The 13,105-nt window shown below is 69.8% G+C and carries 13 protein-coding genes, 1 other RNA gene and 1 pseudogene; 8 read left to right on the top strand and 7 right to left on the bottom strand.

Annotation, left to right across the window (positions count from 1 at the left end; all coding sequences use genetic code 11):
* Positions 1–141 precede the first annotated feature (141 nt).
* Both ssb and ettA read left to right on the top strand, forming a co-directional pair.
* The gene (gene ssb, locus BCY76_RS00470) at positions 142–672 is read left to right on the top strand and encodes a single-stranded DNA-binding protein (protein WP_070159964.1); all 531 of its coding nucleotides are present in this window, start codon (positions 142–144) and stop codon (positions 670–672) included.
* A 55-nt stretch (positions 673–727) separates the two neighbouring features.
* Complete coding sequence (gene ettA, locus BCY76_RS00475) at positions 728–2,410, top strand: energy-dependent translational throttle protein EttA (RefSeq protein ID WP_085437043.1); 1,683 nt, start codon at positions 728–730, stop codon at positions 2,408–2,410.
* A 175-nt stretch (positions 2,411–2,585) separates the two neighbouring features.
* On the opposite strand, the gene BCY76_RS00480 is transcribed toward ettA, so the two are convergent.
* The 5 genes and pseudogenes from BCY76_RS00480 to BCY76_RS18775 form a co-directional block, all read right to left on the bottom strand.
* Positions 2,586–4,052 (bottom strand): glyceraldehyde-3-phosphate dehydrogenase, encoded by a 1,467-nt coding sequence (locus tag BCY76_RS00480; RefSeq protein WP_083277475.1) that lies wholly within the window; start codon positions 4,050–4,052, stop codon positions 2,586–2,588.
* 200 nt (positions 4,053–4,252) lie between these two features.
* Positions 4,253–4,665, bottom strand: an RNA gene (gene rnpB / locus BCY76_RS00485) — RNase P RNA component class A.
* Positions 4,666–5,129: 464 nt separating this feature from the next.
* Complete coding sequence (locus tag BCY76_RS00495) at positions 5,130–5,336, bottom strand: hypothetical protein (RefSeq protein WP_070159968.1); 207 nt, start codon at positions 5,334–5,336, stop codon at positions 5,130–5,132.
* Between the two features lie 16 nt (positions 5,337–5,352).
* Positions 5,353–5,826: a flotillin domain-containing protein gene (locus tag BCY76_RS18415; protein ID WP_237089877.1), complete on the bottom strand. Its 474-nt coding sequence runs from the start codon at positions 5,824–5,826 to the stop codon at positions 5,353–5,355.
* 368 nt (positions 5,827–6,194) lie between these two features.
* Positions 6,195–6,839, bottom strand: a pseudogene (locus BCY76_RS18775) (flotillin family protein); the annotation flags it as partial.
* A gap of 248 nt (positions 6,840–7,087) precedes the next feature.
* On the opposite strand from BCY76_RS18775, the gene BCY76_RS00505 reads away from it, so the two are divergent.
* The 5 genes from BCY76_RS00505 (at position 7,088) to BCY76_RS00520 (ending at position 10,804) form a co-directional block, all read left to right on the top strand.
* Complete coding sequence (locus BCY76_RS00505; protein ID WP_201791051.1) at positions 7,088–8,011, top strand: ATP-binding protein; 924 nt, start codon at positions 7,088–7,090, stop codon at positions 8,009–8,011.
* Positions 8,008–9,414: a hypothetical protein gene (locus BCY76_RS17890; protein ID WP_170922533.1), complete on the top strand. Its 1,407-nt coding sequence runs from the start codon at positions 8,008–8,010 to the stop codon at positions 9,412–9,414. The genes BCY76_RS00505 and BCY76_RS17890 overlap by 4 nt, the downstream gene beginning before the upstream one ends.
* A 46-nt stretch (positions 9,415–9,460) precedes the next feature.
* Complete coding sequence (locus BCY76_RS17895) at positions 9,461–9,949, top strand: VWA domain-containing protein (protein ID WP_170922534.1); 489 nt, start codon at positions 9,461–9,463, stop codon at positions 9,947–9,949.
* Between the two features lie 73 nt (positions 9,950–10,022).
* A complete protein-coding gene (locus BCY76_RS17900; protein ID WP_170922535.1) occupies positions 10,023–10,160 on the top strand; it encodes a hypothetical protein in 138 nt (45 codons plus the stop codon).
* Positions 10,157–10,804 carry a YaaA family protein gene (locus tag BCY76_RS00520; RefSeq protein ID WP_170922536.1) on the top strand — a complete coding sequence of 216 codons (648 nt, stop codon included), beginning with the start codon at positions 10,157–10,159 and terminating at the stop codon, positions 10,802–10,804. The genes BCY76_RS17900 and BCY76_RS00520 overlap by 4 nt, the downstream gene beginning before the upstream one ends.
* A gap of 85 nt (positions 10,805–10,889) precedes the next feature.
* Here the strand turns inward: BCY76_RS00520 and BCY76_RS00525 are convergent, their stop codons facing one another.
* Complete coding sequence (locus BCY76_RS00525; RefSeq protein ID WP_170922537.1) at positions 10,890–11,342, bottom strand: reverse transcriptase-like protein; 453 nt, start codon at positions 11,340–11,342, stop codon at positions 10,890–10,892.
* A gap of 80 nt (positions 11,343–11,422) precedes the next feature.
* Positions 11,423–12,346 carry a Nif3-like dinuclear metal center hexameric protein gene (locus BCY76_RS00530; protein ID WP_083277806.1) on the bottom strand — a complete coding sequence of 308 codons (924 nt, stop codon included), beginning with the start codon at positions 12,344–12,346 and terminating at the stop codon, positions 11,423–11,425.
* A 111-nt stretch (positions 12,347–12,457) separates the two neighbouring features.
* Here BCY76_RS00530 and msrA point away from each other — a divergent pair, with 111 nt between their 5' ends.
* Complete coding sequence (gene msrA / locus BCY76_RS00535; RefSeq protein ID WP_083277805.1) at positions 12,458–13,078, top strand: peptide-methionine (S)-S-oxide reductase MsrA; 621 nt, start codon at positions 12,458–12,460, stop codon at positions 13,076–13,078.
* Positions 13,079–13,105: the final 27 nt, after the last annotated feature.

Genomic DNA, 13,105 nt, shown 5'->3' on the forward strand with positions numbered 1-13,105 from the left:
AGGCCGCTGCTCTCCGCGCAGACTGGCGTGACCGGGCACGACGACCCGGACACGGGTCCGTCACCGCGGACAGCCCGCCCCGCCAGCGGGGACCCCAGACGATCGGCCCGCAGGGTCAGCACACCATTCCAGGAGGACACCATGACCGAGACCATCACCGTCCGAGGCTTCATCGGCAACGACATCCGACACATCACCACGGACAAGGGCCTGCCGATCTCCACTTTCCGACTGGCCTCCACTCCTCGACGCTACGACCGGGAGCGCGGCGAATGGGTGGACGGCGAGACCAACTGGTACACCGTCACCAGCTTCCGAGCCCTGGCCCAGAACGTCCACTCCACCCTGGCCAAGGGCGACCCGGTGCTCGTCACGGGGAGGTTGAAGGTGCGGCAGTGGTCCAACGACACCGGTCAGCGAGGCACCTCGGTGGAGATCGACGCCGACGGCGTGGGACACGACCTGACCTTCGGGACCAGCTCCTTCACCCGACTGGGAGGACAACAGGCGGACTCCTCCGCCGGCTGGGGCGCTGCCAGCGGCCCGACCTCTCCGGCCGACCCGGAGCAGGACCTCCGAGCCCTGTCGGCCGCGGCGGAGGAGGTGGAGGGCAGTCCCTCCGCATGGGACGGCCACGACTCCGAGGAGGAGCCTGTCGCCGCCCCGTTCTGAGCCGACTCCCCGAAGCATTGGGCGAACAGGCCCCCGGCCGACTAGCCTGGAGGGCATGGCAGAGTTCATTTACACCATGGTCAAGGCCCGCAAGAAAGTGGGCGACAAGGTCATCCTCGACGACGTCACGATGTCGTTCTACCCCGGCGCGAAGATCGGCGTCGTGGGCCCCAACGGGGCGGGGAAGTCGACGATCCTGAAGATCATGGCGGGCCTCGACCAGCCCTCCAACGGTGAGGCCCGACTCTCTCCGGGCTACTCGGTGGGGATCCTGATGCAGGAGCCCCCGCTGAACGAGGAGAAGACCGTGCTCGGCAACGTCCAGGAGGGCGTGGGCGAGATCTACGGGAAGCTCCAGCGGTACAACGAGATCTCCGACGAGATGGCGAATCCGGACGCCGACTTCGACTCGCTCATGGAGGAGATGGGCAAGCTCCAGGAGCAGATCGATGCGGCCAACGCCTGGGACCTGGACTCCCAGCTGGAGCAGGCCATGGACGCCCTGCGCTGCCCGCCCGGTGACGAACCGGTCACCCACCTCTCCGGTGGTGAGCGTCGTCGTGTGGCGCTGTGCAAGCTCCTGCTGTCCAAGCCGGACCTTCTGCTGCTGGACGAGCCCACCAACCACCTCGACGCCGAGTCCGTCCTGTGGCTGGAGCAGCACCTCGCCGACTACGAGGGCGCGGTGCTCGCCGTGACGCACGACCGGTACTTCCTGGACCACGTCGCCGAATGGATCTGCGAGGTCGACCGCGGTCGGCTCTACCCCTATGAGGGCAACTACTCCACGTACTTGGAGAAGAAGCGCGCCCGCATGGAGATCCAGGGCAAGAAGGACGCCAAGCTGGCCAAGCGACTCTCCGAGGAGCTCGACTGGGTCCGCTCCAACGCGAAGGGCCGTCAGACGAAGTCGAAGGCTCGTCTGGCGCGCTATGAGGAGATGGCCGCCGAGGCGGAGCGCACGAAGAAGCTCGACCTGGAGGAGATCCAGATCCCGCCCGGGCCGCGCCTGGGCACCCAGGTCATCGAAGCGGAGGGTCTGCAGAAGGCCTTCGGGGACCGCCAGCTCATCGACGGGCTGTCCTTCTCGCTGCCGCGCAACGGGATCGTCGGGGTCATCGGCCCGAACGGTGTGGGCAAGACGACGCTGTTCAAGTCTGTCGTGGGCCTCGAGGACCTCGACGGCGGTGAGCTGACCGTCGGCGAGTCCGTGAAGATCTCTTACGTGGATCAGTCTCGCGCCGGCATCGACCCGGACAAGTCGCTCTGGGAGGTCGTCTCGGACGGCCTGGACTACATCAAGGTGGGCAACGTCGAGATGCCGTCGCGCGCCTATGTCTCGGCGTTCGGATTCAAGGGGCCGGACCAGCAGAAGAAGGCCGGCGTGCTCTCGGGTGGTGAGCGCAACCGACTGAACCTGGCGCTGACCCTCAAGCAGGGCGGCAACCTGCTGCTGCTGGACGAGCCCACCAACGATCTCGACGTGGAGACGCTGGGCTCGCTGGAGAACGCCCTGCTGAACTTCCCGGGATGCGCCGTGGTGATCTCCCACGACCGCTGGTTCTTGGACCGGGTGGCGACTCACATCCTGGCATGGGAGGGCACCGAGGAGAATCCCGCCCAGTGGTACTGGTTCGAAGGGAACTTCGAGTCCTACGAGCAGAACAAGGTGGACCGTCTCGGTCCGGACGCGGCCCGCCCGCACCGGGTGACCCACCGGAAGCTGACCCGCGGCTGAGCGCCGACTCAGCTGCGGCAGAGCACGGCCCGCGGCAGAGGCCCCGGCGGCAGGATCCAGGTCCGGATCCCGCCGCCGGGGCCTCTGTCATACGGATGCCCTCCGACGTTCGGCGCCGCGTGCAGGGGCGCTGCAGGGGCGGTGCGGAACGGCGCGCGTCGCCGCGGAGCCGCGTTCAGGCCGGCGTGGCGGCCAGCTCTTCGACGCGGGGGTACTTCACCGGGGCGGCATCGGTCATCTGCTCGAGGGTGCGGATGACCTGAGCGGAGTAGCCGAACTCGTTGTCGTACCAGACGTAGAGGATCGCCTGGCGACCGTTGACGATGGTGGCCAGGCCGTCCACGATGCCGGCCGCACGGGTTCCGACGAAGTCGGTCGACACGACTTCGGCGGAGTCGATGTAGTCCACCTGCTTGTGCAGCGGCCCTTCCAGGGATTCCCGGCGCAGGAACCGGTTGAGCTCCTCCTTGGTGGTCTCCCGCTCCAGCTCCAGGTTGAGGATGGCCATGGACACGTCCGGGGTGGGCACGCGGATCGCGTTGCCGGAGAGTCTTCCGGAGAGCTCAGGAAGCGCCTTGGCGACCGCTTTGGCCGCGCCGGTCTCGGTCAGGACCATGTTGAGCGCTGCGGACCGACCGCGCCGTTCTCCCTTGTGGAAGTTGTCGATGAGGTTCTGGTCGTTGGTGTAGGAGTGGACCGTCTCGACGTGTCCATGGTCGATGCCATAGGCCTCGTGCATGAGCTTCGCCACCGGGGTGATGGCGTTGGTCGTGCAGGACGCGGCGGAGAGGATGCGGTCCTCTTCGGCGATGTCACCGTGGTTGACGCCGAAGACGATGTTCTTGATGTCCCCCTTGCCAGGAGCGGTCAGCAGGACGCGGGAGACCCCTTCGGCCTGCAGGTGCTGGCTGAGCCCCTCCTCGTCACGCCAGCGGCCGGTGTTGTCCACCACCACGGCGTCCTGGATGCCATGGGCTGTGTAGTCCACGGCAGCCGGGTCGTTTGCGTAGATCACCTGGATGTAGGTGCCGTTGGCGATGATCGCCTGGTTCTCCTCGTCGAGACGGATGGAGCCGGCGAAGGGTCCGTGCACGGAATCCCGGCGCAGCAGGGAGGCACGCTTCGCGAGGTCGTTCTCCGAGCCGCGGCGGACCACGATCGCCCGAAGCCGCAGCCCGGAGGCGGAGGACGCGCGGCTGACGAGGATGCGGGCCAGCAGGCGCCCGATGCGACCGAAGCCGTAGAGCACGACGTCTCGCGGCTCGGAGCCGCCCTCGCCGCCGCGCCCCACCACCTCGGCCAGCTCCCGGCGCAGGAACTCGGTGAGGTCGGCGGAGCCCGAGGCCTTGAAGCGGGCGTTGAGCCGGGCGATGTCCACGCTGGCGGCCCCGAGGTCCAGGGCCGTCAGGGCCTCCACCAGCGGGAGAGTCTCGGAGATCGGGAGCTCAGTCTCGTCCACCTGGCGGGCGAAACGGTGGGCTTTGAGGATGTCGATGGCGGACTGGTTGACGAGCTTCCGTCCGTGGATTCCGGTCACCACGTTGTTCTCGCGGTAGAGCCGTCCGATCAGCGGGATCATGGCCTCGGCCATCGATTCCCGGTCGATCCACTGCTGGAGATGTTCGTCAGCGGGGTTCGGCACAGTCTGGTTCCTTCCGTGAAGACGTCATTGTCCTGGGCGGAGGCCTCGCGTCGGCGGTGTCGTCGCCGGGCGGGTGGTCGAAGCGTTCCTGGTTCCAGTCTAGAGCGTCGTCACGGCGACGAATGCCGCAGGGTCCGCCGCAGCGGCCGGATGTGATGCAGCACACTCCCGCCAGCCGGGATCGGCGGGCGGGACGTGGTGGGACGGGCCGGCCTGTACGCCGGATTCTGTGCCGCACCATGGTGCGGCGGCCATCATCCATCTGGGCACCGTGTCGCCACGGGCCTCGAGCGATCAACCCGGATGCTCGGGCGGGCCGCCCTGATGACGCATCCTGTTCGACCTTGCACCGGATGGGGTTTGCCGAGCCGCGGCAGTCACCTGCCGCGCTGGTGGTCTCTTACACCGCCGTTTCACCCTTGCCCGCATCGCACGCCTCAGGCGGCTCAGCGGGCGGTCTGTTCTCTGTGGCACTGGCCTGCGGGTCTCCCCGAGTGGGCGTTACCCACCATCCTGCCCTGTGGTGTCCGGACGTTCCTCGACGTCGCAGTTATCCGCCGCACACCCTGGTGCTGGCGGGGCCTTGCGGCGCCGCGATGGCCCGGCCGACCCGTCCCGGAGGTCCATCGTACGCCAGTCTGGCGGCCCGCTCGCACCGCGGCCCCGCGGAGGTGACCCACCTCTCTTCCCGGAGATCGTCCCTCCGGTCCTGGCATCGGCGGCCTTCTCGACGTCGCACTCCGCCCCGGGGCGGCCGCCCGGTGCCGGCCAGCCGGAATCCTTCAGGGCCGAGCGCTCTGCCCCGTGACCCGGAGCCGAGTCGGCGACACGACCTCGGTGACCACCAGCTGGTCACCGTGGGAGACGTCATGCTCCGCCACCGCGGAGATCTTCAGGGGCTGCCCGCGGTGCGAGACCAGGAACTCGAAGGGGGCCCCGGCCGGGGCGCCGTCAGGGCGCGGCCCGTGCGGCCCACCACATCCTCGAGACGCTCCTGCGGGACTTCGCCACTCCTGACCACCTTCATCGTGGCGCCCGTGATGCCGAGGACGACGACGGCGCTGAGTCCGGCCACGATCAGCGCTCCCGCCGAACCGAGGTCGAGAGCTCCCCGTCCGATCCATCCGCCGTAGCCGCGCCGGCGACTGCGGCGCAGACCGAGGTGGAGGAGATCAGCCCGTCGGCGCCGAGATCAAGTATGACGGAGTCGAGCAGCCCGTCCAGGATGAAGGTCAGCGCCGTGAGCACGGTGAAGACCAGCGCCAGGACGACGAACCCGATCATCGTCGTGGACCCTCCGTCAGTCGCGGTCGTCGACGGAGAGGCCGTCGACGGAGGAGACGTCGCCGTCGGCGGTCTGAGGGTCTGACGCCGACCCCTGAGGGCCGACGACGCCGGCATCGAACGTTTCTGAGGAGCTCGAGCCCGAGGTGAAGTCACGCAGCAGCGCCCGCACATCGATGCCGAATGCGGAACTCGCCAGCTCCACGGCCTGATTGACGTTGTCCACGCCGTTCTTGACGACCTTGTTCGCGCCGGCCGAGTCGATCACGGTCAGGGAGTCGATGTTATTCATGGGGGCTGCGGCCTCCCGGGCGATCTCCGGCAGCGCCTCGATGATCCGATCCATGATGGCCGCCTGCCCGAAGCTGCGGTAGGCCTCGGCCTTCTCACGCAGCGCAGAGGCCTCCGCCTCGCCCTTCTCGCGGATGGCCGCAGCCTCTGCCTCACCTTCGAGCCGGATGGCGCGGGCTTCCTTCTCGCGGCGCTCCAAGTCGGCCTGGGCGGCGAGGCGGACCCGCTCGGCCTGAGCCTGCCGCCTCGGCGAACTTCGGCGACGCGCCGGGCCTCGGCCTCCTGCTCGGCCCGGTAGCGGTCGGCGTCGGCCTGCTTGTGGACCTCGGCCACGAGCTCCTGCTCACGAAGCTCGGCCCGGCGCTCCGCCGTCTCACGCTGCTGGTCCACCACCGCGCGCTGAGCCTCCGCCTCGGCGCGCGGGCCGGCCGCAGCCGCCTTGGCCTTGGCCTGGTCGGTCTCCTCGCGAATGGTGGCGTCCCGCAGATCGAGCTCACGCTGTGATTCGAGGATCTCCTGCTCGGCGGCGATGCGGGCACGTTCCGACTCCCGCCGCGCGTTCTCCTCGGCGATGTCCGCGTCGCGCTTGACCTTGGCGGCCTCCGGACGGCCGAGGTCGACCAGGTAGTCGTTGTCGTCCCGGATTCCTTGGATCTGGAAGGCATCCAGCAGCAGGCCCTGATTGGTCAACGTGGACTCGGACTCGTCCAAGGCGCGGGAGGCGAAGGCCTCACGCTCCCGATTGACCTGCTCCACCGTCATCGTGCCGAGGATGGAGCGCAGCGACGCCTCCAGGACGTCCTTGGTGAAACGCTCGATCTCCTGCTGCTGCCCCAGGAACCGCTGGGCGGCGGCGCGGATCGAGTCCTCCTTGCCGTCGACCTTCACCAGTGCCACGGCCTCCACATGGAGGTTGATGCCGTTCTGGGTGATCGCCGACGTCTCCAGGAGCACCTTCCGGGACTCCAGGGAGATGGAATCGGCCTTCTGGACGAAGGGCAGGACGAAGACCCCACCGCCCTGGACGATCTTCTGACTGGCGGGAAGTTCGGAGTCCGGGCTCCGCTTGGACCCTGAACCGGAGACGATGATCGCCTCATTGGGCTTCGCGACGCGATAGCGGGCCACGACCGCCGCCGCCGCGATCACGACGACGAGAATCAGGCCGATGATGGGGACGAGCAGACTCGCCCCGAGGAATGTCTCGAGCATCAGGTCAGTACCTCTCCAGCTGGAAGTCCGTCAGACGTGCCTCGGTGCAGGTCGGGAGGACGGGAGGCCGCGCGCACCGTCCGCCACCGCGGCGACCAGCCGTCTCCGCAGGTCAGAATCACCCAGATCCCTCACGCCTGTGTCCAGCGAGCGTATCAGTGAGCTCCAGCACACTGAAGCGCTGTGACGGCGCCGTCAGACGCACCTTTTATTGCGAATATTTCGCATTTACCGTAGGGTCGTCGCCTGTGTTTCCCTTCACCGCTGTGCTCGGCCAGGACGAGCTGAAGAACTGTCTGATGCTGTGCGCCGTCGACCCGGAGATCTCCGGCGTGCTGGCTCTCGGCGACCGCGGCACCGCCAAGACCACCACCATCCGAGCGCTGGGTCACCTGCTCTCGGCCCATGGAGTCGAGATGCCCGTGGCGGAACTCCCCCTGGGGGCCGCTGAGGATCGGGTCGTGGGCAGTCTGGACGTGGACAGGGCCCTTCGCGGAGAGATGGTCTTCGCCCCCGGGATCCTGGCCGAGGCGCACGGCGGCATCCTCTACATCGACGAGGTCAATCTGCTCGATGACTTCCTGGTGGACCTGCTCCTCGACGTCTCCGCGTCAGGGGTGAACCGCGTGGAGCGGGACGGTCTCAGCCACGTCCATCCCGCGCGATTCGTGCTGGTGGGCAGCGGAAACCCTGAAGAGGGCGAGCTGCGCCCCCAGCTGCAGGACAGATTCGGCCTCGCCACCGAGGTCCGCACCATCCGCGACCTGCGTCTGCGTCGAGAGATCGTCCAGCGTCGGCTGGAGCACGACGCCGACCCGGCGAGGTTCGCCGCGCTGCACCAGGACCGCGAGGCCCGGCTCGCCGAACGCATCCTCCGTGCGCGGGAGAGGCTCAGGCACGTCGAGGTCCCGGAGCGCGTGCTCGACCGTGTCGTCGACGTCTGCGTGGAGTCCGGCGCCGTGGGCCATCGCGCCGACCTCGTCCTGGCCAGGACCGCACGGGCGCTGGCAGCGATGGCCGGCCGTGACGCGGCGACGGAGACGGACGTCGCGCAGGCCGCCGCCCCAGCCGCTGCCGCACCGTACGCGGCCCGACCGGGTGAGAGCGCCACCGTCCAGGCGGCCCGGGTCAAGCTCACCGCGGCCCGCGTGCTGGGACTGCGCGCGGCATGAGCTCCCGCCGCCGCCGGCTCGCCGAGGACCTGGCCGACACCAGGTCGAACGCGCCTGACGGTCCTTGGGAGCCGGTGATGGAGGCCTGGACGGCTGGGGCTGAATGTGGCCTCCTGTGCACCGGCGACCCGGTGCTGGCCCAGACCGCCTTTCGGCGGCTGCAGGACCACGCCGACGTCGTAGTGGGCCACCCGGACCGGAGGGAGTCCGACCAGCTGGCCATGATCGACCGCTCCAGGGTCCTGGCGCTGGCGGAGACGATGGGCGAGGTCCCGGCTCCGCTGCTGCGACGGTGCACGGCGATCCTGCGGTTCGACCCGCCGGGGACGCGCTCTGCCCGGACGTCCCCGGACCAGTCCGAGCTGACGGGGACCGCGCTCGAGGGCGAGGACCTCCTCACCGCCGTCGTGATGATGCTCGACCGAGCCGGGTGCCAGGACCATGGCCTCGACGTGGCCGCCTCCCGGTTGGCCATCTCGCTGAGCGCCAGGATCGGCAGCGGACGTGCGGCGGACCTCGTGGCGCGCACCGTCGCGGTTCCTCGCGCAGCCTGCACCTCCGCGACGGAGGATCCGGGGATTCCGCCCCTCCAGGAACCGACCGGAGCTGACGATCCCTCTGACACAGAGCCACCATCTGGCCCGGACTCCCCCTCAGTCTCCGCAGTGTCCGGTCCCGCCCCGGACGATCCGAGCGATGGGCCAGATGCCGACGACGGGCCCGCTCAGGACGGACCGACCCCAGAGGACCGGACGGACACCGGCTCTCCCCCCGATGCGCCGACGCCCGAGACGACAGCCGGGGAGTCCTCGGATGCGCGGGAGGTCGGCTCGGAGGACGAACCTCAGGCTGGGGACCACGCCCCGGCCTGTGACGACGGCCCCCTCGAGGGGATCGACGGCGCACAGCACGACGCCAGGGCGGAGAGCACCACAGCAGAGGGGCCCACCGCCCGGGAGACCACCGCCCAGGAGACCACCGCCCAGGAAGGCGGCCCGCCCGGAGGTGCTGCGAGCCTGGACGACCCCGGCGCGCTCGAGCTCGCCCTGCCTGACGCGCCCGAGGGGCAGCTCGACGGCCCCACCGGGATCCACGCCACGCTGCCGAGCACGCTCAGCCAGCGCAGAGCCCTGGCCCGTCGGCACCTGGACGGCCGCGGCGGTTCCCGGAGCCGGTCCCAGCACCGGGGGGCCGCCTTCCGGGAGGTGGCCGTCGAGCGTGCGGCGGCATCATCGCGCTGCTCCCACTCTCCGCCGGGCGGCCCGCCGTCGGGGTCTCGGCCGCCGGAGCGAAGGGGACATGCCAGGCCGCCGGCCGCTGGAGTCGAGCTCCAGGCAGGATCCTGCCGAATCCCAGGCTCAGTCGCCCACCGCTTCCGCCGCCGACGTCGTGGTCCGACGTGAGGATCTGCGCGGAGTGCTGCGTCGACGCCTCGGAGGGACACACAGCGTGATCGTCATCGACGGCTCTTCCTCCCTGCGCAGCTCTGGCCTCTCGCAGGCCTCACGCACGCTGTCCGATCTGGTGAGCAGCACCGCGTCACGGCGCGGGACGGTTTCGGTGGTCCTGGCGGCCGGATCCGTGCCACGGCTGCTCGTGGGACGCACCACCAGTGCCGCCCGAGCCCGACTGTCCCTGGACCGGGTCCCCGCCGGAGGCGGCACTCCCCTGGTGCCGGCGCTGGACCTCGCCGCCGAGCTCCTCGAGGCCGAGGAGCCCCAGCATCGGCGGGTGCTGTTGGTGACCGACGGTCTGCCGACCGTCGGCCGCGGCGGGAGGCACCTGCCTCCCCGGACAGCCCAGGAAGAGCTGCGGCTCCGCATCGGTGAGCTGGTCGTCGACGGCACGGACGTGGCCGTCATCCCGGTGGGGGCGAGGTCGACCAGCACACGTCAGGCGATGGACTCCCTGCGACGCGCCGGTGCGCGGGTGCTCTGAGGTCAGGCCAGAGCCCAGCACGGCGCCATGGGCCGGTCCGCGGCACCGAGCAGACCGCTGGTAGCCTGCTCCGGTGCTGATCTTTCTCCCTCCCTCCGAAGGCAAGACCGCTCCGGACCCTGACGGTACGGCGCGGCTGGACCTGGACTCGCTGATCCTGCCGGAGCTCGCCGAGCAGCGGCGCACCGCCGTGGACGCCTCATCCGGGTGAGCCGACAGTCCGACGCGCAGGAGATCCTCAAGGTCGGCGCGAAGGTCATGGGCGAGGTGGAGCGCAACCAGCAGCTCTGGGAGGCACCCGCCGCACCGGCCCATGACGTCTACACGGGGGTGCTCTTCGAGGCGCTCGGAGCGCCTGATCTGTCGGCCACTGCGCTGGGGCGCGCGGCGGAGAAGGTGCTGGTCTTCTCGGGCCTCTTCGGAGCCACGTCGTTCACGGACCGGATCCCGGCCTACCGGCTGTCCATGGGTGTGGACCTCTCCCCCGCCGCCGGAGACGGACCGGGCCGACTCGGCGGGTACTGGCGAGGTGCCCTGGCGGAACCGCTGCGTGAACGGGTCGGCGACCAGCTGGTGCTGGACTGTCGCTCCTCCGGCTATGCGGCGGCCTACCGTCCGCACCCGGAGCAGACTCTGGTGGTCAACAGCTTCACCGAGCGTGAGGGCACGCGGAAGGTCGTGACCCATTTCGCCAAGCACGCCCGAGGCGAGCTCACCGGCATGGTGCTGCGCGCCGAGCAGATGCCCGAGACCGTGGATCAGGTGGCCGAGCTGGCGGCCGAACGCTGGGACGTCGAGGTCCGCCCGGCGGCTGGTCGCACGCCCCACCAGCTGGACCTCATCGCCGCAGGCTGAGCCTGCGCGCGGCCCGAGCCTCCGGCGCTCGGGTCCGGCCCTCGGAAGCGGGGCAGAGGATACGCCCCTGAGGATCCCGCCCTGCTCAGGCGCCGGGCCGCACGCGGCTCCTCGCCGGATCCCAGTCCTGGCCGGCGGCGGCGGCGTCCATGGCCTCATTGCTCAGCGCGTCGGCGTCGCCGTTCTGGGCACGCGGGATCCAGGTGAAGGTCACGTTCATCAGCGGCAGGATCTGGGAGGCCTCCTGGGCCAGCCGCTTCATGTCGGCGTGCTTGATCTTCCATCGACCGCTCATCTGCTCGACCACGAGCTTGGAGTCCATACGCACCTCGACGGCGGCCTCGGGGTCGATCTCCCGCACCAGCTTCAGGCCGTCGATCAGTCCGGTGTACTCAGCCACGTTGTTGGACGCCTTCCCGATGGGCGTGGCCTTGGTGGCGAGGATGCGGCCGGCCTCGTCGCGGACGAGGGCCCCTGCACCGGCGATGCCCGGGTTGCCGCGGCTGCCGCCGTCGGCCTCGATGATCAGAGTGGTCACGTCTCTCCTGTCAGGTCCTGCAGCGGGTCGATGGCGTCGCCGGGCGCATCCTCACCGAGAGGAGGACGCTCTCCGCCGGTTCACCGGCCAGGAGTGATGACGAAGTCCCAGGGGTCGGTGTTGATGCCGCTGACGGCGACCTCCACATCGTAGCCGCGATCCGCCAGGGCACGGTCCAAGGCCTGGGCCGCGGCGGGCAGCCACAGCCATTCGCTGGCGAAGTGGGAGACGTCGATCAGGTAAGGGCGTCCGTCGCGCACCGCCTCCCGCGCCTCGGATGCCGGATGGTGTCGAAGGTCACCGGTGATGTACACATCGGCGTCTGCCTCACGGGCGGCACGCAGCAGACCGTCGCCGGCGCCGCCGCACAGTGCCACACGCCGGATGAAGGCATCCCGATCCCCGGCCACCCGCACCCCTCCGGCGACGGCAGGCAGGATCGAGAAGACCGTGGCGGCGAAGTCGCCCAGCGTAGTGCCCTGGGGAAGGGAGCCGATCCTGCCCAGCCCTTCCTCCGCGAGCCCGTCTTCGGCAGCCTGCAAGGGCTCCGCATCCTCGAGGCCGAGGATCTCCGCCAGCACGTCGTTGACCCCTCCGACCGCCGAGTCGCCGTTGGTGTGGGCGGTCAGCAGGGCACATCCGGACTCGATGAGCCGGTGCACGATCTCGCCTTTGAACGACCCCGCCTCGACGCTCTGCACCGGCCGCAGCAGCAGCGGATGATGGGTGATCAGCAGGTCCGCCTCGGCCGAGCACGCCTCCTCCACCACCGTGCGCACGGGATCGACGGCGAAATGGATCAGCTCCACGGGCCGATCCCGCCGGCCCGTCACGAGCCCGACGGCGTCCCAACTCTCCGCCAGCGAGGACGGCCACAGCTCCTCGATGATCTCGAGCACGTCCTGCAGCAGCGGCACACGGCGGCCTGCGGCCACAGGAGGCGCGGGGGCGACACCGGACGGAGCCGGTGAGGAGTGGGTTCCAGGGCCGGAATGGTCTGCCATGCCACCAGTTCTACCCTCTCCGCGGGGATATCACCAGGGACGCACCGGGCGATGAAAGCGGTCGGCGCCGCGCCCCGGAATGACCGAAAGGCTCGGGGAGTTGTCTCAGGCATGAGCCCAGCCAGCAGGACGAACACCCCGGGGGCCGGCGAGCGGCCCCCAGGCCAGCACGATGCCAGCCCGCACGGTCCACGCAGGTCCCGCACGGTGGTGCTGGCGGCCGGCTGCTTCTGGTGCTTGGACTCCCTGGCCCGTCGCCTCGCCGGCGTCACCGCCGTGCGCAGCGTCTACACCGGGGGCACCGGACCGGCCGAGTACATCGCCGTCTGCAACGGGACGACCGGTCATGCCGAGGCCGTCGAGATCACCTATGAGCCCGACACCCTGCCCACGGAGGTCCTCCTGGACGTCTTCTTCAGCTGCCACGACCCGACCTCCCTCAACCGCCAGGGGTACGACGTCGGCACGCAGTACCGGTCGGCGATGTTCTACGCCGACCGCACCGAGCGCGAAGAGTTCGCAGAGGCCGTGGCCCGCGTCCAGGCAGCCTACGACCGTCCGATCGTCACCACGCTGGAGCCCCTGGGGAGGGTCTTCGAGGCCGAGCCGGAGCACCAGGGCTTCCATCTGCGCCGCCCCGACGTGGGCTACTGCCGCGTGATCATCGACCCCAAGGTCTCGGCGCTGCGCCAGCGTTACGCCCCGTGGCTCCGTGACGGAGCCCTCGTCTGATCAGCAGATAGAGTCAGGATCGGGGCT

This window comes from Nesterenkonia sp. PF2B19 (genome assembly GCF_001758425.2).
GTDB lineage: Bacteria > Actinomycetota > Actinomycetes > Actinomycetales > Micrococcaceae > Nesterenkonia > Nesterenkonia aethiopica.